This is a genomic window from Burkholderia sp. USMB20 (assembly GCF_000949135.2).
Classification (GTDB): Bacteria; Pseudomonadota; Gammaproteobacteria; order Burkholderiales; family Burkholderiaceae; genus Burkholderia.
The window spans coordinates 965,223-984,697 of the sequence record NZ_JTAN02000019.1 but is presented as its reverse complement, the minus strand read 5'-3'; the positions used below and the strand labels follow the sequence as shown (position 1 = coordinate 984,697).

The following is a 19,475-nucleotide window of genomic DNA, read 5'->3' as shown; positions in this document are numbered from 1 at the left end:
CCTGGCCGGCGTCGTTCGTTCGGACGACGTGAAAGCCGCTATTGTACTTGCCTTGCGAAGCACCCAGACGATCCGATGCCTGTGTCACCACGCCGTTCCACCGCCGCCGTTGCCGATTCCGCCGATCCGTTCGACGCGGACGATGCCGCGTTGCCCGCGCGCAGCGCGGGGGAGCACGAGCCGCCGCGCAGTATCGCGCCGCGCCGCACGGGCCCGAAGCGCGGTGCCGACGGCCGGCTCGCGCAGCCGGCCGCGGCCGCGCCCGACGCCGAACCGGGCGCGGGCAGCGACGAGGCGGGCGCAGCGGGACAATCCGGTGCGAAACGCAAGAAGAAGCCGGCCGCCGACAAACCCGTGAAGACCGTCGACAAGCTCGCGAAGCTCGGCCTCACGCGCTCGATCGATCTCGTGCTGCATCTGCCGATGCGCTACGAGGACGAAACCACGCTCACGCCGATCGGCGAACTGCTGCCGGGCGGCATCGCGCAGACCGAAGGCGTCGTGTTCGACAACGAGGTCGCGTACCGGCCGCGTCGGCAGCTCGTCGTGAAGATCCAGGACGACGACGGCGAGCAGCTCGTGCTGCGCTTCCTCAATTTCTACGGCTCGCAGGTCAAGCAGATGGCCGTCGGCCAGCGGCTGCGCGTGCGCGGCGACGTGCGCGGCGGCTTCTTCGGGATGGAGATGGTGCATCCGGCCGTGCGCGTCGTCGAGGCCGATGCGCCGCTGCCGCAGGTGCTCACGCCCGTCTATCCGAGCACGGCCGGCGTGTCGCAGGCGTATCTGCGCAAGGCGATCGAGAACGCGGTCGAGCGCACGCCGCTGCCCGAGCTGCTGCCGCCCGAGATCGAGCGCGACTACCTGAAGCCGCTCGGCGTGCCGACGCTCGCGCAGGCCGTGCGCATCCTGCACCACCCGGCCATCGATTCCGACGAAGCCGCGCTGATGGACGGCTCGCATCCGGCGTGGACCCGCATCAAGTTCGAGGAGCTGCTCGCGCAGCAGCTGTCGCTCAAGCGCGCGCACGAGGAGCGCCGCACGCGCGCGGCGCCCGCGATGCCGCGCCGCGCCGCGACCGATGCCGATGCGCTGACCACACGCCTTTACGCGGCGCTGCCGTTCACGCTGACGGGCGCGCAGTCGCGCGTCGTCGACGAGATCGCGCACGACCTCACGCTCGCGCACCCGATGCAGCGGCTGCTGCAGGGCGACGTCGGCAGCGGCAAGACGGTCGTCGCGGCGCTGGCGGCCGCGCAGGCGATCGACGCCGGCTACCAGGCCGCGCTGATGGCGCCGACCGAAATCCTCGCGGAACAGCACGCGCGCAAGCTGCGCGCGTGGCTCGAACCGCTCGGCGTCACGGTCGCATGGCTCGCGGGCAGCCTGAAGGCGAAGGAGAAGCGCGCGGCGATCGAGGCCGCGGCGCTCGGCACCGCGCAGCTCGTGATCGGCACGCACGCGATCATCCAGGACACCGTCGAATTCGCGCGGCTCGGCCTCGTGATCGTCGACGAGCAGCACCGCTTCGGCGTCGAGCAGCGTCTCGCGCTGCGCGCGAAGGCCGCGAACGCGGCCAACGGCGCGCGCGATTTCCAGCCGCACCAGCTGATGATGTCGGCCACGCCGATCCCGCGCACGCTCGCGATGACGTATTACGCGGACCTCGAGGTGTCGACGATCGACGAGCTGCCGCCGGGCCGCACGCCGGTGCTGACGCGCCTCGTCGGCGACGCGCGGCGCGAGGAGGTGATCGCCCGCGTGCGCGAGGCCGCGCTGACCGGCCGCCAGGTGTACTGGGTGTGTCCGCTGATCGAGGAGAGCGAGACGCTGCAGTTGCAGACGGCCGTCGAAACCTATGAAACGCTGGCCGCGGCACTGCCCGAGCTGAAGGTCGGGCTCGTGCACGGGCGGCTGTCGCCGGCCGACAAGGCGGCCGTGATGGAGGCCTTCACGCGCAACGACGTGCAGCTGCTCGTCGCGACGACCGTGATCGAAGTCGGCGTCGACGTGCCGAATGCCTCGCTGATGGTGATCGAGCACGCGGAGCGCTTCGGCCTCGCGCAGTTGCACCAGCTGCGCGGCCGCGTCGGGCGCGGCACCGCGGCGTCGGTGTGCGTGCTGCTGTACACGGGCCCGCTGTCGCTGACCGGCCGCGAGCGGCTGAAGACGATGCGCGAGACGACCGACGGCTTCGAGATCGCGCGGCGCGACCTCGAGATCCGCGGCCCCGGCGAATTCCTCGGCGCGCGCCAGTCCGGCGCGGCGATGCTGCGCTTCGCGAACCTCGAGACCGACGGCTGGCTGATCGATCCGGCCCGCGACGCGGCGGCGCGGCTGATCGCCGCGTATCCCGACGTGGTCACGCAGCATCTCGCCCGCTGGCTCGGCGCGCGCGAGCAATATCTGAAGGCCTGATTCGCGCATTCAGGGTCGGATTTAAAACCGCCATTCAGCGCTGATTCGGCGTGTTGCGATACAGAGAAACTTGGCGAACCGGTGCCAACGGGTGTATAAATTAAACCTATCGCCTGTATATCCCTGATTGACCCACAATGACCCTGACTGAATTGAAATACATCGTCGCGGTCGCGCGCGAACGGCACTTCGGTCGCGCGGCCGAAGCGTGCTTCGTGAGCCAGCCGACGCTGTCGGTGGCGATCAAGAAGCTCGAAGACGAGCTCAACGTGCAGATTTTCGAGCGCGGCGCGAGCGAAGTGAGCGTGACCCCGATCGGCGACCAGATCGTCACGCAGGCGCAGCGCGTGCTCGAGCAGACCTTCGCGATCAAGGAGATCGCGAAGCAGGGCAAGGACCCGCTCGTCGGCCCGTTCCGGCTCGGCGTGATCTACACGATCGGGCCGTACCTGCTGCCGACGCTCGTCAAGCAGATGATCCAGCGCGTGCCGCAGATGCCGCTGATGCTGCAGGAAAACTACACGCTGAAGCTGCTCGAACTGCTGAAGCAGGGCGAGATCGACGCCGCGATCATGGCGCTGCCGTTCCCCGAAACCGGCCTGATGGTGCGGCCGCTGTACGACGAGCCGTTCGTCGTCGCGCTGCCGGCCGGCCATCCGTGGGAGAAGCGCGAGGAAATCGATGCCGAGGACCTGAAGCAGGAAACGATGCTGCTGCTCGGCAACGGCCATTGCTTCCGCGATCACGTGCTCGGCGTGTGCCCGGAGCTGATGCGCTTCTCGCAGACGGCCGACGGCATCCAGAAGACCTTCGAGGGCTCGTCGCTTGAAACCATTCGCCACATGGTCGCGAGCGGCGTCGGCATCACGGTGCTGCCGCGGATGTCGGTCGCCGAGGTTGGTCCGCGCGCGAACGGCCCCGACGCCGAGTTGCTGTCGTACGTGCCGTTCAACGAACCGGTGCCGGATCGCCGCGTCGTGCTGGTGTGGCGCAAGAGCTTCACGCGGATGCCCGCGATCGACGCGATCAGCGAGGCGATCGCCGCGTGCGAGCTGCCGGGCGTCGCGAAGCTCGACATGCCGGCGACGATGAACTGAGTGAACTGAGTGAACTGAGTGAACTGAGCAGGGAGCAGTGCTCCCGAAGCAGGCGGATGAACGGGGTCTGGCGACCCCGTTTATTTTTGCCTATTGAATAGATAAAATTTATTAAATTCAAATAATCGATAGATGTAATTAGAATCATTCTCATGGATCGCGTCGGATCGGCGGTTCGATTCGCACGTTGAATGCAAGCGTCAAAGGAGGATGTCATGATGCGGTCGGTACTGCAGCACGCGCAGCGGAACATCCCGTCGCGCGACGAGGTCGTCAATCGTGCGAGGGCCGCGGCCCGGAGCCTGCGCCCGATTGCGTTCGCGTACCTGGCGGACCGTACGTATGGCGGATGAGTGCCGTTGCATGCCGGTTCGGTGTTCCCCGACTCACCGCCGTTCAGCCATGAGGGAGCGTTGCATGTCCGAAGTCCCGCAACCCGCATCGAAGGCCGCGCGGCCTGACACCCCGTAGTACGACAGGATCAACCTGTTCCGTTTCATCCCCCCGCAATGCTCCATGAACCGCGCCCGGCAAGTGGGGGCTTACGAGTCAAGCAAAGGAGAAAAAGCATGTCGACCGAATCGAAGTGTCCGTTCAACCATACGGCGGCCGGCGGCACGTCGAACAGGGACTGGTGGCCGAACCAGCTCAATCTCAACATCCTGCACCGGCACTCGGCGCTGTCCGATCCGATGGACAAGGATTTCGACTACGCGGAAGCGTTCAAGAAGCTCGACCTCGCGGCGGTGAAGCGCGATCTGCAGGCGCTGATGACCACGTCGCAGGACTGGTGGCCGGCCGACTTCGGCCACTACGGCGGCCTGTTCATCCGGATGGCCTGGCACAGCGCCGGCACGTACCGGACCGCCGACGGCCGCGGCGGCGCGGGCGGCGGGCAACAGCGCTTCGCGCCGCTGAACAGCTGGCCGGACAACGGCAACCTCGACAAGGCGCGCCGGCTGCTGTGGCCGATCAAGCAGAAGTACGGCCGCAACATCTCGTGGGCCGACCTGATGATCCTGACCGGCAACGTCGCGCTCGAATCGATGGGCTTCAAGACCTTCGGCTTCGCGGGCGGCCGCGTCGACACGTGGGAACCGGACGACGTCTACTGGGGTTCGGAAAAGATCTGGCTGGAACTGAGCGGCGGCCCGAACAGCCGCTACTCGGGCGACCGTGATCTCGAGAACCCGCTCGCGGCCGTGCAGATGGGCCTCATCTACGTGAACCCGGAAGGCCCGGACGGCAACCCCGACCCGGTCGCGGCGGCCCGCGACATCCGCGAGACGTTCGCGCGGATGGCGATGAACGACGAAGAGACGGTCGCGCTGATCGCCGGCGGCCACACGTTCGGCAAGACGCACGGCGCCGGCCCCGCCACGAACGTCGGCCCCGAGCCGGAAGCGGCGGGCATCGAGCAGCAGGGCCTCGGCTGGAAGAGCACGTACGCATCGGGCAAGGGCCGCGACGCGATCACGAGCGGCCTCGAAGTCACGTGGACGTCGACGCCGACGAAGTGGAGCAACGACTTCTTCAAGCACCTGTTCGGCTATGAATGGGAACTGACGAAGAGCCCGGCCGGCGCGCACCAGTGGGTTGCGAAGGGCGCCGACGAGGTGATTCCCGATGCGTTCGATCCGGCGAAGAAGCATCGCCCGACGATGCTGACGACCGACCTGTCGCTGCGTTTCGACCCGGCCTACGAGAAGATCTCGCGCCGCTTCTACGAGAACCCGGCCGAGTTCGCCGACGCGTTCGCGCGCGCCTGGTTCAAGCTCACGCACCGCGACATGGGTCCGCGTGCGCGCTATCTGGGCCCGGAAGTGCCGGCCGAGCACCTGCTGTGGCAAGACCCGATCCCGGCCGTCGACCACCCGCTGATCGACGCCGCCGACGTCGCGGCGCTGAAGGCGAAGGTGCTCGCGTCGGGCCTGTCGGTCGCGCAGCTCGTATCGACCGCGTGGGCGTCGGCTTCCACGTTCCGCGGTTCGGACAAGCGCGGCGGCGCGAACGGCGCGCGCATCCGCCTCGCCCCGCAGAAGGACTGGGAAGTGAACCAGCCGGCGGCACTTGCCGCGGTGCTCGAGACGCTCGAAGGCGTGCAGAAGGCGTTCAACGATGCGCAGACGGGCGGCAAGAAGGTGTCGCTCGCCGACCTGATCGTGCTCGCCGGTGCAGCCGGCGTCGAACAGGCCGCGAAGAACGCGGGTGTCGCGGTGACGGTGCCGTTCGCACCGGGCCGGATGGACGCGTCGCAAGAGCAGACCGACATCGAGGCGATGGCCGTGCTCGAGCCGGTTGCGGACGGTTTCCGCAACTACCTGAAGCACGCGTACAAGACGCCGGCCGAGGCGCTGCTGGTCGACAAGGCCCAGCTGCTGACGCTGAGCGGGCCGGAGCTGACGGTGCTCGTCGGCGGCCTGCGGGTGCTCGGCGCGAACGTCGGTGACGCAAAGCACGGCGTGTTCACCGATCGTCCGGGCGCGCTGACCAACGACTTCTTCGTGAACCTGCTCGACATGGGCACGGAGTGGAAGCCGGTGTCGGCCGCGAACGACGTGTTCGAAGGGCGCGATCGGGCGACGGGCCAGGTCAAGTGGACCGGCACGCGCGTCGACCTGATCTTCGGTTCGCACTCGCAGCTGCGGGCGCTGGCCGAGGTGTACGGCAGCGCCGACGCGCACGAGAAGTTCGTGCGCGATTTCGTCGCGGCCTGGAACAAGGTGATGAACCTCGACCGCTTCGACCTCGCGTGAAAGTCGCGATGTGCTGACGCAGTCATGCTGTAACGTGAAACGGCCGGTCGCACGACCGGCCGTTTTTTCTTCCGATTCAAGGTCTTGTCGAAGGAGTGACGACCATGACGCAAATGATGCTGAACATGCGCGCCGCGTTCACGCCGGCCGAGCTGGCGCGCCGTATCGTCGGTTTCGCGATCGTCATCGGCGGGGCGGCCGAGCTGGTCGCGCAGGCGCTGCACGCGCTCGGCGGCTGAGCGCAGCGAATCGCGCGCCGCGCTAGACTGGCACGTCGCGAACGGATGCCGCACGGCGCGGCATGCGGATTGCTCGACGCGTTTTCGCCGGTTCAACATTTCGAATGAGGAGTCCCGAAGATGGCCAGGAAAGGCAACGCCACGCAGATCAACATCGGCATCAGCGACAAGGACCGCAAGAAGATCGCGGACGGCCTGTCGCGTCTGCTCGCCGATACGTTTTCGCTGTACCTGAAGACCCACAACTTCCACTGGAACGTCACGGGTCCGATGTTCAACACGCTGCATCTGATGTTCGAAGAGCAGTACAACGAACTGTGGCTCGCGGTCGACCTGGTCGCCGAGCGCATTCGCACGCTCGGCGTCGTCGCGCCGGGCACGTTCGCGGATTTCGCGAAGCTGTCGTCGGTGCCGGAAGCGAACGGCGTGCCGGCGGCCGAAGAGATGATCCGCCAGCTCGTCGAAGGGCACGAGACGGTCGTGCGCACCGCGCGCGAAATTTTCCCGATCGCCGATGCGGCGAGCGACGAGCCGACCGCCGACCTGCTGACGCAGCGCCTGCAGACGCATGAAAAGACCGCGTGGATGCTGCGGTCGCTGCTTGCCTGAATCCGGCGTGACCGGCCGTGCGTCGTGCGGCCAGTGTCAACTGGGCGGTGTCCCGAAGTCGAAGCGGGGTCGGATTGCCCGCATCGGCATCGAATGTCGGGCAGGGCGGGCCCGCCCTGCCCACGCATCTGTCCCCTGATTGACGTACGCGGCTGCTCGGCCGCGTGCAGCGGGCCCGAGCAGCCTGCGCGCGCGCCGCCGCACCCGGCTGCGGGCCGTCCCGACATGACGCGAACCGCCGCTCGGCTCTAAAATGCCGGGATTCTCTTCCCGGTGGTTCGCCATGCTCCCCCGCTTTCCCCTGTACCTGCGGCTCGTCCGGATGGACAAGCCGATCGGCAGCCTGCTGCTGCTCTGGCCGACGCTCAACGCGCTGTGGATCGCGTCGGACGGTCATCCGCGCTGGCCGCTGCTGGTGATCTTCGCGCTCGGCACGCTGCTGATGCGCTCGGCGGCTGCGCGATGAACGACTATGCGGACCGCGATTTCGACCGTCACGTGAAGCGCACGGCCGACCGGCCGCTGACGTCGGGCAAGATCCGCGCATGGGAAGCCGTCGCGATCGCGGTGGTGCTGTCGTTCATCGCGTTCCTGCTGATCCAGCCGCTCAACACGCTGACGAAGGAGCTGTCGGTCGTCGCGCTGTTCGTCGCCGGTTCGTACCCGTTCATGAAGCGTTTCTTCGCGATTCCGCAGGCGTATCTCGGCATCGCGTTCGGCTTCGGCATCCCGATGGCGTTCGCGGCCGTGCAGGACACGGTGCCGACGCTCGCGTGGGTGATGCTGGTGGCGAACATCTTCTGGTCGGTCGCGTACGACACCGAATACGCGATGGTCGACCGCGACGACGACATCAAGATCGGCATTCGCACGTCCGCGCTGACGTTCGGCCGCTTCGACGTCGCGGCCGTGATGGCGTGCTATGCGGTGACGCTCGGCATCTACGTGTGGATCGGCGTGACGCTCGGCTTCGGTCTCGCGTACTGGGCCGGCTGGGCCGCGGCGGTCGGCTGCGCGCTGTATCACTACACGCTGATCAAGGATCGCGAGCGGATGCCGTGCTTCGCGGCGTTCCGGCACAACAACTGGCTCGGCGGCGTGCTGTTCGCGGGGATCGCCGTGCATTACCTGCTGGCGGGGCCGGCTGCCAATTGAAGCGGTACGGGCGCCTCGCCGGCGCGCGATGCCAACAAAAAAGCGGCCGCGGCCGCTTTTTTTGCTGGCGCGGCCGGGCAAGCCCCGCCGACGACGCGGCGCTTACGCGCGACCGAGCTCGTCGCCCATTTCCTTCGCGCGTGCCTCGGCCGCGAGCGCGCCGCGCACGATCGCTTCCTTCACGCCTTGCGCGTCGAACGACGCGAGCGCGGCGGCCGTCGTGCCGCCCTTCGACGTCACGCGCTCGCGCAGCACGCTCGCCGGTTCGCCCGACTGCGCGGCGAGCTGCGCGGCGCCCGCGAACGTCGCGACCGCCAGCGCGCGGCCCTGTTCGTCGTTCATGCCGAGGCGGCGCGCGGCTTCCTGCAGCGCTTCGATGAAATAGAACACGTACGCCGGGCCGCTGCCCGAGATCGCCGTGACCGCGTCGAGCTGCGCTTCATCGTCGAACCAGACGATCTCGCCGACCGCGCCGAGCACGTTCGACGCGAGCTCGCGACCGGCCGCGTCGACGCCCGGCAGCGCGGCGAGGCCCGTCACGCCCATGCCGACCAGCGCCGGCGTGTTCGGCATCGTGCGCACGACGCGTGCGTAGTCGCCGAGCCAGCGGGCGAGGTCGGTGCCGCGGATGCCGGCCGCGATGCTGATCACGAGCTGCGACGTCAGGTGCGGCGCGAGCGCCTGCGCGACGTCCTTCAGCACCTGCGGTTTCACCGCGAGCACGATCGCGTCGTAGTCCGCGAGCGTCGCGTCCACGGCCGCGCCGGTGCGGATGCCGAACTGCTGCGCGGTGCGCGCGCGGGCGTCTTCGTTGACGTCGATGGCATACAGGCCGTCAGCGGCGACGCCGCGCTTGATCAGGCCGCCGATCAGGGCCGCGGCCATGTTGCCGCCGCCGATGAATGCGATTTTCATGGTGTCGAATTGAGCAAGTGAGTGAACGGGAAGGCGGAAAAGGGCGGCGCTCAGTGCGAATAATCGCGGGCGCCGAAGATTGCGGTGCCGACGCGCACGATGGTCGCGCCTTCGAGCACCGCGGCCTCGAGATCGGCGGACATGCCCATCGACAACGTGTCGAGCGGCAGGCCGTCGGCACGCAATGCGTCGTACAGCGCGCGCAGCGTGCGATGCGGCACGCGTTGCGCATCGATATCGTCGGCCGGCTCGGGAATCGCCATCAGGCCGCGCAGGCGCAGCGCCGGCAGCGCGGCGACCGCGCGCGCGACGTCGGCCACGTCGGCCGGCGCGACACCGCTCTTCGATGCCTCGCCGCTGATGTTCACCTGCACGCATACGTTGAGCGGCGGCAGGTGCGCGGGGCGCTGTTCGGCGAGGCGCTGCGCGATCTTCAGCCGGTCGACCGAATGGACCCAGTCGAACCGTTCGGCGACCGGGCGCGTCTTGTTCGATTGCAGCGGCCCGATGAAATGCCATTCGAGCGCGGCGCGCAGATCCGCGAGCGCGTCGATCTTGTCGATCGATTCCTGCACGTAGTTCTCGCCGAACGCGCGTTGGCCGGCCGCATGCGCGGCGCGCACGTCGTCGGCGGGAAACGTCTTCGACACGGCGAGCAGCGAGACGGTGGCGGGATCGCGGCCGGCCGCGCGGGCGGCGTCGGCGATGCGGCGGTGAACGGAATCGAGACGGACGGCGAAATCGGACATGACGGGCATGGAAGCAGGCACGGGAAGCGAGTACGGCGGCGAATGATGACGAATGCGGCGACGAACGCGGTGACGAACGCGGCAGCGGATGCGGCACGGCACGCGCTGCATCGGTTCGCCCATTATACGGACGGGGCGCCGGCGGGGCCGGCCATCCGCGTCAGCCGTACAGCAGATGTTCGACGAGCTGGATCCAGTGCGCGACCGGAATCTGCGTGCCGCTTTGCAGGTGCGCGATGCAGCCGACGTTGCCGGACACGATCATCTGCGGCTCGAGTGCCTGCAGCTTCAGCAGCTTCTGCTTGCGCAGCCGGTACGACAGCGACGGCTGCGTCAGCGAATAGGTGCCGGCCGAGCCGCAGCACAGATGGCTGTCGGCCGGCAGCCGCACGTCGATGCCGAGCGTCTCGAGCAGGCGCTCGACCTTGCCGCGCGACTGCTGGCCGTGCTGCAGCGTGCACGGCGGGTGGTACGCGACGGTATGGATCGCGCGGCGCCGCGCGAGCGTCGCGATCTCGGCCTCGAACGCGAGCAGCACGTCGGAGATGTCGCGCGTCAGCGCGACGATGCGCTGCGCCTTCTCCGCATAGGCCGGATCGTCGCGCAGCAGGTGCGCGTATTCGAGCACCGTCGCGCCGCAGCCCGTTGCGTTCATCACGATCGCCTCGGCGCCTTGCTCGACGTACGGCCACCACGCGTCGATGTTGCGGCGCGCGTCGTCGAGCGCTTCGTCGTGATAGTTCAGGTGCAGGCGGATCGCGCCGCAGCAGCCCGCGTCGGGCGCGACGATCGTCTCGACCCCGAGCGCGTCGAGCACGCGCGCGGTCGCGATGTTGATGTTCGGCAGCATCGACGGCTGCACGCAGCCGGCGAGCATCAGCATCTTGCGCGAATGGGGGCGCTGCGGCCATTCGAGCAGCCGCGTGCGCGGCGGCACCTTGTCGCGCAGCCGTTTCGGCAAGAGCGGCCGCATGTGCTGGCCGAGCCGCATGAGCGGCGAGAACAGCGCCGCGTTCGGCACGAGGCTGGCGAGCACGCGACGCACGAGTCGTTGCTGCACCGGGCGCTGCACTTGAGCCTCGACGTGCTTGCGGCCGATTTCGACGAGCCGGCCGTACTGGACACCCGACGGGCAGGTCGTCTCGCAGCTGCGGCAGGTGAGGCAGCGGTCGAGGTGCTGCTGCGTGCTGCGCGTGACGGGCGCGCCTTCGACCATCTGCTTGATCAGGTAGATGCGGCCGCGCGGGCCGTCGAGTTCGTCGCCGAGCAGCTGATAGGTCGGGCACGTCGCGGTGCAGAAGCCGCAATGCACGCACTTGCGCAGGATCGCGTCGGCCTCGTCGCCGTCGGGCGTATTGCGGATGAAATCGGCGAGGTTCGTTTGCATCGATCCCTCAGAGATCAGGGTAAAGCCGGCCGCGGTTGAAGATGCGTGCGGGATCGAACGCAGCCTTCAGCCCGCGGTGAATCTTCATCAGCGGCGCGGGCAGCGGCGTGAACACGCCCGCGCTGCGGTCGTACGACTCGCCCGCGCGGAACAGCGTCGCATGGCCGCCGGCCTGCTTCGCGCTCATGCGCACCGTCTGCGCGTCGGCGTCGGTGATCCACCAGCGCTGCGCGCCGCCCCATTCCATCAGCTGGGTGCCGGGCAGGTGCATCGGTTCGGTGATCGACGGCAGCGCGAGCCGCCACAGCGCATAGCCGGGCGGGATGCCGTTGAAGAACGGGTCGGTGTGCTCGCGCACGGCTGCCCAGAAGCGCTCGGCCTCGACCGCGTCGACGACTTCGCCGCCGAGCAGCGTCTTCGCCGATTTCACGGCCGCCTCGGCGCCCGACAGCCGCAGCACGAGCGTGCCGTTGCGCCACGCGCTCGCGCTGACGGGCAGCGGATGGCCGCCCCATTCGTTGAGCTTGCGCACCGCGTCGGTCGCGGTCATCTCGAACTTCAGCGTGACTTCGGCGACGGGCACCGGCAGCACCTTGATCGACAGCTCGAGCATCAGCCCGAGCGTGCCGAGCGAGCCGGCCATCAGCCGCGACACGTCGTAGCCGGCGACGTTCTTCACGACCTGCCCGCCGAAGCGCAGCGCTTCGCCGCGGCCGTTCATCAGCGTGACGCCGAGCACGAAATCGCGCGGCGCGCCGCAGGTCGCGCGGCGCGGCCCCGCGAGGCCCGCCGCGACGCAGCCGCCGACGGTGGCCGCGCGGCCGAAGTGAGGCGGCTCGAACGGCAGCATCTGGCCGCACTCGGCGAGGACGGCCTCGAGCTGCGCGAGCGGCGTGCCCGCGCGGACCGTGACGACGAGTTCGGCCGGGTCGTACGACACGACGCCCTGAAACGCGCGCGTGTCGAGTATTTCGCCGTCCAGCGCCTGGCCGTACCAGTCCTTGGTGCCGCCGCCGCGAATCCGCAGCGGCCGGCCGTCGGCACTGGCGGCGCGGACGCGTTCGGCCCATCCGGCGACGATGTCGTCCTCTTCCATGTTGTATTGCTGCCTCGTTGTTGTCCGGTCGATTGTACCGGGGTGGCGCGAATCCACATCGCGACTATCCCTAAGCCACGCATGACGAATGCATGCGGGCGTCGCCGCGCGCACGGCCGGCGCGGGCAGGGCGGCACATCGCGGCCCGCGCGGCGGCACGGGCCGCGCACCGCGCGGCGCTCAGAAGCGCGGCAGGTCGGGGTGCGGCAGCAGCCCTCCGCGCACGTGCTGGCGGCCGTATTCGGCGCAGCGCGCGCGGGTCGGGATGCCCTTGTCGGGGTTCAGCAGCCCGGCCGGATCGAACGCGCGCTTGACCGCGAAGAACGCATCGCGCTCCTGCGGCGAGAACTGCACGCACATCGAATTCAGCTTTTCGATGCCGACGCCGTGCTCGCCCGTCACGCTGCCGCCGAATTCCACGCAGCATTCGAGGATTTCCGCGCCGAACTGCTCGGCGCGGTGCAGCTCGTCCGGATCGTTCGCGTTGTAGAGGATCAGCGGATGCATGTTGCCGTCGCCGGCATGGAACACGTTGATGCAGCGCAGCCCGTAGCGCGTCTCGAGCTGCTCGATGCGGGCGAGCAGCGGGCCGATCGCACGGCGCGGCACGGTGCCGTCCATGCAGTAATAGTCGGCGGAAATGCGCCCGGCGGCCGGGAACGCGTTCTTGCGGCCGGACCAGAAGCGCAGCCGCTCGCTTTCGTTGCGCGACACCTGGATGCGCGTCGCGCCATGCTCGCGCAGCACGGCCGTCATGCGGACGATTTCCTCCGCGACTTCTTCGGGCGTGCCGTCCGATTCGCACAGCAGGATCGCCTTCGCGTCGAGGTCGTAGCCCGCGTGCGTGAACGCCTCGACGGCCTGGGTGGCCGGCTTGTCCATCATCTCCAGCCCCGCCGGGATGATGCCCGACGCGATGATCGCGGCGACCGCCTCGCCGCCCTTCACGACATCGTCGAAGCTCGCCATCACGAGCTGCGCGGTCTGCGGTTTCGGGATCAGCTTCACCGTGATTTCGGTGACGATCGCGAACATCCCTTCGCTGCCGATCATCACGGCGAGCAGGTCGAGGCCAGGCGCGTCGAGACCGAGCGAGCCGAATTCGACGACCTCGCCGTCGATCGTGACCGCGCGCACGCGCATCACGTTGTGCACCGTCAGCCCGTATTTCAGGCAATGGACGCCGCCGGAATTTTCGGCGACGTTGCCGCCGATCGTGCAGGCGATCTGCGACGAAGGATCGGGGGCGTAATACAGCCCGTAAGGCGCGGCGGCTTCCGAAATCGCGAGGTTGCGCACGCCGGGCTGCACGGTGGCCGTGCGCGCGTACGGATCGACCTCGACGATGCGCGTGAAGCGCGCGAGCGACAGCACGACGCCGTTCGCGATCGGCAGCGCGCCGCCGGACAGGCTCGTGCCGGCGCCGCGCGGCACGATCGGCACTTCCATGCGGCGGCAGATCTGCACGATCCGCTGCACCTGCGATTCGGTTTCGGGCAGCGCGACCGCGAGCGGCAGCCGGCGGTACGCCGACAGGCCGTCGCATTCGTACGGCGCGGTGTCTTCGTCGCGGAACAGCAGGCAATGCGTCGGCAGCACGGCCATCAGCGCCTGCACGACTTCGCGCTGGCGCTGCGCGCGGGTCGCGCTCGACAGTTCGACGGAAGCGTTCATTGGGTCTCCAGCCGGGGCGCGGCGGCGCGCCGCCGTGTCAGCACGTGAAGATCTTGCCGGGATTCATCAGGTTGCGCGGATCGAGCGCCAGCTTGATCGCGCGCATCGCGTCGATCGCGTTGTCGCCGTGCTCCTTCGGCAGGAAGCGCATCTTGTGCAGCCCGACGCCGTGTTCGCCGGTGCAGGTGCCGCCGAGGCGCAGCGCGCGCTCGACGATCCGGTCGTTGATGCGTTCGGCTTCGTCGATTTCCTCGGGCTTGTCGGGATCGATCAGGATCGCGACGTGGAAATTGCCGTCGCCGACGTGGCCGACGATCGGACAGGGCAGCGACGACGCGCGCAGGTCGATCTCAGTTTCCTCGACGCACGCGGCGAGCTGCGAGATCGGCACGCACACGTCGGTCGTCACCGCGCGGCAGCCGGGCTTCAGCTGCAGCATCGCGAAGTACGCGTTGTGGCGCGCGGCCCAGAGCCGCGTGCGGTCCTCGGGGCGGGTCGCCCATTCGAAGCCCTGGCCGTTGTTCTGGCCCGCGAGCGCCTGCACGAGCTCGGCCTGTTCCTTCACGCCGGCCTCGGTGCCGTGGAATTCGAAGAACAGCGTCGGCGCTTCGGCGAGCGTCAGGTTCGAATGGCGGTTGATCGAGCGCACCGCGAGCGCGTCGACGAATTCGACGCGCGCGATCGGCACGCCGATCTGGATCGTCTCGATCACCGTGCGCACCGCGTCGCCCATCGACGGGAACGTGCAGATCGCGGCCGACACGGCTTCGGGCAGCGGATGCAGGCGCAGCGTGATCTCGGTGATCACGCCGAGCGTGCCTTCGGAGCCGACGAACAGGCGCGTGAGGTCGTAGCCGGCGGACGACTTGCGCGCGCGCGAGCCCGTCTTCACGACGCGGCCGTCGGCGAGCACGGCGGTCAGGCCGAGCACGTTCTCGCGCATGGTTCCGTAGCGCACGGCATTGGTGCCCGATGCGCGGGTCGCGGTCATCCCGCCGATGCTGGCGTCGGCGCCCGGATCGATCGGGAAGAACAGGCCGGTGTCGCGCAGCGCTTCGTTGAGCGCCTTGCGCGTGATGCCCGGTTCGACCGTGACCGTCAGGTCTTCCGCGTTGATCGACAGCACGCGGTTCATTTCCGACAGGTCGAGCGAGACGCCGCCGCGCACCGCGAGCAGATGACCTTCGAGCGACGAGCCGGCGCCGTACGGGATCAGCGGCACGCTGTAGAGCGCGCACAGCGACACGACTTCGCGGACTTCATCGGCGTTGCGGGCGAACACGACGGCGTCGGGCAGCTGCGGATCGAACGGCGATTCGTCGCGGCCGTGATGGGCGCGCACGGCGTCGGCGGTCGACACGCGCTCGCCGAAGGCGGCGCGCAGCGCATCGAGCATGGCGGGGGGCAGCGGGCGGCGCGTGGCGGCCGGCGGGGCAGGGTGATTCACGAATGTCTCCTGACGACTGCTTGTCAAACTTTCGGTCCATTCTACGCTGGAACGCCCGCTGCGCCCGCCGCCGCGGGCTGCGATAATCGCGTACCAACCCAACCGGGCCGCATCGCGGCCGCGCACGAGAGGACATTCGCATGGGCAACCGCTTGAGCAAGATCGCGACGCGCACGGGCGACGACGGCACCACGGGCCTCGGCGACGGCCGGCGCATCGGCAAGGACGACGCACGGATCGCCGCGATCGGCGACGTCGACGAACTGAACTCGAATCTTGGCGTGCTGCTCGCCGAGACGCTGCCGGACGACGTGCGCACGGCGCTCGTCACGATCCAGCACGACCTGTTCGATCTCGGCGGCGAGCTGTGCATTCCCGGCCATGCGGTGCTCGACGACACGCACCTCGCGCGCCTCGACACGTGGCTGGCCGACTACAACGCGACGCTGCCGCCGCTGAAGGAATTCATCCTGCCGGCCGGCTCGCGTGCGGCGTCGCTCGCGCACGTGTGCCGGACGGTGTGCCGCCGCGCGGAGCGCTCGATCGTCGCGCTCGGGCGTACCGACACGCTCAATGACGCGCCGCGGCGTTACGTGAACCGGCTGTCGGACCTGCTGTTCGTGCTGGCGCGTGTGCTGAACCGCGCGGATGGCGGCTCGGACGTGCTGTGGGAGCGCGGGCGCGTCCGCTGACGCCCGGCGTCGTGTTTCCGCACTGCGACAATTTGCCCGACGGACGTCTGTTTTTAAAGATGTATCGTACGAGCATGTTTAACGGAGAACGAACATGACCCACATCACCGCTGACCAGATGGCTCGCGTGAAGGCCACTGCCCCTGTCCTCGCCGTGCACGGCGCGACGATCACGAAGCATTTCTACCAGCGCATGTTCGCGCGGCATCCGGAACTGAAGAACCTGTTCAACCAGACGCACCAGAAGACCGGCAGCCAGCCGGAAACGCTCGCGAAGGCGGTCTATGCGTATGCGGCGAACATCGACAACCTCGGCGCGCTCGGCGGGGCGGTGTCGCACATCGCGCACAAGCACGCGAGCCTGAACATCCGCCCCGAGCATTACCCGATCGTCGGCGAGAACCTGCTCGCGTCGATCGTCGAAGTGCTCGGCGATGCGGTCGATGCCGAGACGCTCGAGGCATGGCGCGTGGCGTACGGCCAGCTCGCGCAGATCCTGATCGGCGCCGAGGCCGACCTGTACGCGGGCGCAGCGTGGAGCGGCTTCCGTCCGTTCAAGGTTGCCCGCAAGGTGCGTGAGAGCGACGAGATCACGTCGTTCTACCTGACGCCCGCCGACGGCGGCGACGCGCCGAGCTTCGCGCCGGGCCAGTACGTCACGGTGAAGCGCTTCGTCGGCGATCTCGGCGTCGATCAGCCGCGCCAGTACAGCCTGTCCGACGCGCCGCACGGCAAGTGGCTGCGCATCTCGGTGAAGCGCGAGGCCGGCCAGCCGGAAGCGATCCCGGCCGGCAAGGTGTCGACGCTGATGCATGACGGCGTGGAGGAGGGCGCGATCGTCGAGGTGACCGCGCCGATGGGCGAATTCTCGCTGAAGCGCGGCGCCGATACGCCGGTCGTGCTGATCTCAGGCGGCGTCGGGCTCACGCCGATGGTGTCGATGGCCTCGACGCTGGTCGGCGAAGGCAGCACGCGTGGAGTGCGGTTCGTCCACGCATGCCGGTCGGGCGCGGTGCATGCGTTCCGCGACTGGCTGAACGATACGGTGCGCGAACACGCGAACGTCAAGCGCACGGTGCTATATGAATTGGTGGGGCCGACCGACCGGGTTGGCGTCGATCACGACCTCGAAGGGCGCCTGACGCCGGAACGCGTGAAGCAATACGCGCTTGTGCCTGACGCCGACTACTACATCTGCGGCCCGATCGCGTTCATGAAGGCGCAACGCGACGCGCTGGTCGCGCTCGGCGTCGCGCCGGAACGCATCAACACCGAGATCTTCGGCTCGGGTGCGCTCGAGTGAGGATCTGACGGCCGGTTCCGGCCGAGGCAATGAAAAAGCCCGGCGCGAGTCGGGCTTTTGTTCGTGCTGCGCCAGGCAGGCGACTTCAGGCGCGTAGCATCAGTGTTGCGTGGTAGCGCCATACCTTCGGATCGGCACTGACGAGCGGCATGCCTTCATGTAGCGCCTGCGCGACCATCATGCGATCGAACGGATCGGCATGGTCAGGGAAATCCGGCAACGCAGCGACCGCCTCGGCGTGATCGCTATTGATCGACAATTCCGCGAAGCCAGCGAGCCGGAATGCCGAACGGGCATCGCGTGGATGAACGGGGAGGTTGCCTTTACGATACTTGATCGAGATTTCCCAGATAGACGCGGCGCTGACGTACAGCGTGTTCTGCGGATCCTCGATCAATGCGACGGCGGTCGGCGACAGTTGCGGCGCGCCTTCAGCCGCCCACAGCGCGATATGCGTGTCGAGCAACAGCTTCACGGCGCGAGTCCTCGCTCGGCGCTGGCATCGAAATCGGCTGCGATCGATTCGTCGCCGGAATTGAATGCTTCGACCGTCGTCGGGATGTTCAGGCCGGCAAGCAGCTGACGAGCGGCGCCGATGCGGCGCGGCGCCGTGTAGGGAACGATGCGGGCGACCGGATGGCCGTTGCGGGCGATCACGACTTCGGATTCGCGCCCCAGTTCCAGTGCCTCGACGAGACTTGAAAGCCGCGACTTGGCATCATGCATGTTGACGGTCGACATGAGTACCTCCGGTTAGCTAGGGGGTGTTAGCTAGTCTAGCAGAACCGGATGCCGGTCGCAGTCGAACCATGGCAACCCGTCGGCAGGCGGGAAGCCACGGTCCGGACCGGTATCGCCTGTCAGTTGCCGCTGCCGCGCGCGACGCGGCGTGCCTTCACCGATTCCGCGAGGCCTTCGAGCACCTTCACGCTGTCGTCCCACGCGATGCACGCGTCGGTGATGCTCTGGCCGTAGGTCAGCGGGCAGCCTTCCTTCAGGTCCTGGCGCCCCTCGACGAGGTGCGACTCGATCATCACGCCGACGATGCGCTCGTCGCCGGCCGCGACCTGGCGGCCGATGTCCGCGCACACGGGAATCTGGTTCTCGTGCTTCTTCGAGCTGTTCGCGTGGCTCGCGTCGATCATCAGGCGCGCGGCGAGGCCGGCCTTGCCGATGTCCGCGCACGCGGCGTTCACGCTGTCCGCGTCGTAGTTCGGCGTCTTGCCGCCGCGCAGGATCACGTGGCAGTCCTCGTTGCCGGCCGTCGACACGATCGCCGAATGGCCGCCCTTGGTCACCGACAGGAAATGGTGCGGCTGCGATGCGGCCTTGATCGCGTCGACCGCGATCTTCACGTTGCCGTCGGTGCCGTTTTTGAAGCCGACCGGGCACGACAGCCCCGACGCCAGCTCGCGGTGCACCTGCGACTCGGTCGTGCGCGCGCCGATCGCGCCCCACGAGATCAGGTCGGCGATGTACTGCGGGCTGATCATGTCGAGGTATTCGGTCGCGGCCGGCAGCCCCATCTCGTTGATCTGCAGCAGCAGCTCGCGCGCGGTGCGCAGCCCTTCGTTGATCTTGAAGCTGTTGTCGAGGTGCGGATCGTTGATGAGCCCCTTCCAGCCGACCGTCGTGCGCGGCTTCTCGAAGTACACGCGCATCACGATTTCCAGCTCGCCGTTGAAGCGCTCGCGCTCCTTCACGAGCCGCCCCGCGTACTCGATCGCCGCCTTCGTATCGTGGATCGAGCACGGCCCGATCACGACGATCAGCCGGTCGTCCATCCCGTGCAGGATGCGGTGCATCGACTGGCGCGAGTTGTAGATCAGCTCGGACGCGGCCTCGGAGCACGCGAATTCGCGGATCAGGTGGGCGGGCGGCGTCAGTTCCTTGAGTTCGCGGATGCGGACGTCGTCGGTGTTGTGCGGGGGCATGCTGTTT

General features: G+C 68.2%; 16 protein-coding genes and 1 pseudogene. 8 read left to right on the top strand and 9 right to left on the bottom strand.

Annotated features, from left to right (window positions below):
* The first annotated feature begins 75 nt into the window (after positions 1-75).
* The 6 genes and pseudogenes from recG to ubiA all read left to right on the top strand — a co-directional run bounded on the left by recG (position 76) and on the right by ubiA (position 8,271).
* Positions 76-2,415 (top strand): ATP-dependent DNA helicase RecG, encoded by a 2,340-nt coding sequence (gene recG / locus PL79_RS29000; protein ID WP_044844024.1) that lies wholly within the window; start codon positions 76-78, stop codon positions 2,413-2,415.
* Between the two features lie 137 nt (positions 2,416-2,552).
* Positions 2,553-3,512, top strand: a complete 960-nt coding sequence (locus tag PL79_RS28995; protein WP_044844025.1) for a hydrogen peroxide-inducible genes activator — start codon at positions 2,553-2,555, stop codon at positions 3,510-3,512.
* 569 nt (positions 3,513-4,081) lie between these two features.
* The gene (gene katG / locus PL79_RS28990) at positions 4,082-6,268 is read left to right on the top strand and encodes a catalase/peroxidase HPI (RefSeq protein ID WP_044844026.1); all 2,187 of its coding nucleotides are present in this window, start codon (positions 4,082-4,084) and stop codon (positions 6,266-6,268) included.
* 104 nt (positions 6,269-6,372) lie between these two features.
* The gene (locus PL79_RS36950; protein WP_268906939.1) at positions 6,373-6,507 is read left to right on the top strand and encodes a hypothetical protein; all 135 of its coding nucleotides are present in this window, start codon (positions 6,373-6,375) and stop codon (positions 6,505-6,507) included.
* A 120-nt stretch (positions 6,508-6,627) separates the two neighbouring features.
* Positions 6,628-7,116, top strand: coding sequence for a non-specific DNA-binding protein DpsA (dpsA, locus tag PL79_RS28985; protein ID WP_044844027.1), 489 nt, complete (start codon positions 6,628-6,630; stop codon positions 7,114-7,116).
* Positions 7,117-7,399: 283 nt separating this feature from the next.
* Positions 7,400-8,271: pseudogene (gene ubiA, locus PL79_RS28980) on the top strand (4-hydroxybenzoate octaprenyltransferase).
* Between the two features lie 102 nt (positions 8,272-8,373).
* On the opposite strand, the gene proC reads toward ubiA, so the two are convergent.
* The 6 genes from proC to PL79_RS28950 form a co-directional block, all read right to left on the bottom strand.
* On the bottom strand, positions 8,374-9,186 hold the full coding sequence (proC, locus tag PL79_RS28975) for a pyrroline-5-carboxylate reductase (protein ID WP_044844029.1): 813 nt from the start codon (positions 9,184-9,186) through the stop codon (positions 8,374-8,376).
* Positions 9,187-9,236: 50 nt separating this feature from the next.
* Positions 9,237-9,935 carry a YggS family pyridoxal phosphate-dependent enzyme gene (locus PL79_RS28970; protein ID WP_044844138.1) on the bottom strand — a complete coding sequence of 233 codons (699 nt, stop codon included), beginning with the start codon at positions 9,933-9,935 and terminating at the stop codon, positions 9,237-9,239.
* A 160-nt stretch (positions 9,936-10,095) separates the two neighbouring features.
* The gene (glcF, locus tag PL79_RS28965; RefSeq protein WP_044844030.1) at positions 10,096-11,322 is read right to left on the bottom strand and encodes a glycolate oxidase subunit GlcF; all 1,227 of its coding nucleotides are present in this window, start codon (positions 11,320-11,322) and stop codon (positions 10,096-10,098) included.
* A gap of 7 nt (positions 11,323-11,329) precedes the next feature.
* On the bottom strand, positions 11,330-12,418 hold the full coding sequence (gene glcE, locus PL79_RS28960) for a glycolate oxidase subunit GlcE (protein WP_044844031.1): 1,089 nt from the start codon (positions 12,416-12,418) through the stop codon (positions 11,330-11,332).
* Between the two features lie 180 nt (positions 12,419-12,598).
* The gene (locus PL79_RS28955) at positions 12,599-14,092 is read right to left on the bottom strand and encodes an FAD-linked oxidase C-terminal domain-containing protein (RefSeq protein ID WP_044844032.1); all 1,494 of its coding nucleotides are present in this window, start codon (positions 14,090-14,092) and stop codon (positions 12,599-12,601) included.
* 37 nt (positions 14,093-14,129) lie between these two features.
* Positions 14,130-15,539, bottom strand: a complete 1,410-nt coding sequence (locus PL79_RS28950; RefSeq protein ID WP_044844033.1) for an FAD-binding oxidoreductase — start codon at positions 15,537-15,539, stop codon at positions 14,130-14,132.
* 140 nt (positions 15,540-15,679) lie between these two features.
* Here PL79_RS28950 and PL79_RS28945 point away from each other — a divergent pair, with 140 nt between their 5' ends.
* Together PL79_RS28945 and hmpA are read left to right on the top strand one after the other, a co-directional pair.
* Positions 15,680-16,231 carry a cob(I)yrinic acid a,c-diamide adenosyltransferase gene (locus PL79_RS28945; protein WP_044844034.1) on the top strand — a complete coding sequence of 184 codons (552 nt, stop codon included), beginning with the start codon at positions 15,680-15,682 and terminating at the stop codon, positions 16,229-16,231.
* 94 nt (positions 16,232-16,325) lie between these two features.
* Positions 16,326-17,534 carry an NO-inducible flavohemoprotein gene (gene hmpA, locus PL79_RS28940; protein WP_044844035.1) on the top strand — a complete coding sequence of 403 codons (1,209 nt, stop codon included), beginning with the start codon at positions 16,326-16,328 and terminating at the stop codon, positions 17,532-17,534.
* A gap of 85 nt (positions 17,535-17,619) precedes the next feature.
* Here the strand turns inward: hmpA and PL79_RS28935 are convergent, their stop codons facing one another.
* The 3 genes from PL79_RS28935 to aroG all read right to left on the bottom strand — a co-directional run bounded on the left by PL79_RS28935 (position 17,620) and on the right by aroG (position 19,468).
* Complete coding sequence (locus PL79_RS28935; RefSeq protein WP_044844036.1) at positions 17,620-18,009, bottom strand: type II toxin-antitoxin system VapC family toxin; 390 nt, start codon at positions 18,007-18,009, stop codon at positions 17,620-17,622.
* A complete protein-coding gene (locus PL79_RS28930; RefSeq protein ID WP_044844037.1) occupies positions 18,006-18,275 on the bottom strand; it encodes a type II toxin-antitoxin system Phd/YefM family antitoxin in 270 nt (89 codons plus the stop codon). Before PL79_RS28930 ends, PL79_RS28935 begins: the two co-directional genes overlap by 4 nt.
* Before the next feature lie 119 nt (positions 18,276-18,394).
* On the bottom strand, positions 18,395-19,468 hold the full coding sequence (aroG, locus tag PL79_RS28925; RefSeq protein WP_044844038.1) for a 3-deoxy-7-phosphoheptulonate synthase AroG: 1,074 nt from the start codon (positions 19,466-19,468) through the stop codon (positions 18,395-18,397).
* Positions 19,469-19,475 lie beyond the last annotated feature (7 nt).

Coding starts and splice junctions, on each gene's coding strand:
- recG (WP_044844024.1), top strand. CDS start 76: ATGCCTGTGTCACCACGCCGTTCCACCGCCGCCGTTGCCGATTCCGCC.
- PL79_RS28995 (WP_044844025.1), top strand. CDS start 2,553: ATGACCCTGACTGAATTGAAATACATCGTCGCGGTCGCGCGCGAACGG.
- katG (WP_044844026.1), top strand. CDS start 4,082: ATGTCGACCGAATCGAAGTGTCCGTTCAACCATACGGCGGCCGGCGGC.
- PL79_RS36950 (WP_268906939.1), top strand. CDS start 6,373: ATGACGCAAATGATGCTGAACATGCGCGCCGCGTTCACGCCGGCCGAG.
- dpsA (WP_044844027.1), top strand. CDS start 6,628: ATGGCCAGGAAAGGCAACGCCACGCAGATCAACATCGGCATCAGCGAC.
- proC (WP_044844029.1), bottom strand. CDS start 9,186: ATGAAAATCGCATTCATCGGCGGCGGCAACATGGCCGCGGCCCTGATC.
- PL79_RS28970 (WP_044844138.1), bottom strand. CDS start 9,935: ATGTCCGATTTCGCCGTCCGTCTCGATTCCGTTCACCGCCGCATCGCC.
- glcF (WP_044844030.1), bottom strand. CDS start 11,322: ATGCAAACGAACCTCGCCGATTTCATCCGCAATACGCCCGACGGCGAC.
- glcE (WP_044844031.1), bottom strand. CDS start 12,418: ATGGAAGAGGACGACATCGTCGCCGGATGGGCCGAACGCGTCCGCGCC.
- PL79_RS28955 (WP_044844032.1), bottom strand. CDS start 14,092: ATGAACGCTTCCGTCGAACTGTCGAGCGCGACCCGCGCGCAGCGCCAG.
- PL79_RS28945 (WP_044844034.1), top strand. CDS start 15,680: ATGGGCAACCGCTTGAGCAAGATCGCGACGCGCACGGGCGACGACGGC.
- hmpA (WP_044844035.1), top strand. CDS start 16,326: ATGACCCACATCACCGCTGACCAGATGGCTCGCGTGAAGGCCACTGCC.
- PL79_RS28930 (WP_044844037.1), bottom strand. CDS start 18,275: ATGTCGACCGTCAACATGCATGATGCCAAGTCGCGGCTTTCAAGTCTC.
- aroG (WP_044844038.1), bottom strand. CDS start 19,468: ATGCCCCCGCACAACACCGACGACGTCCGCATCCGCGAACTCAAGGAA.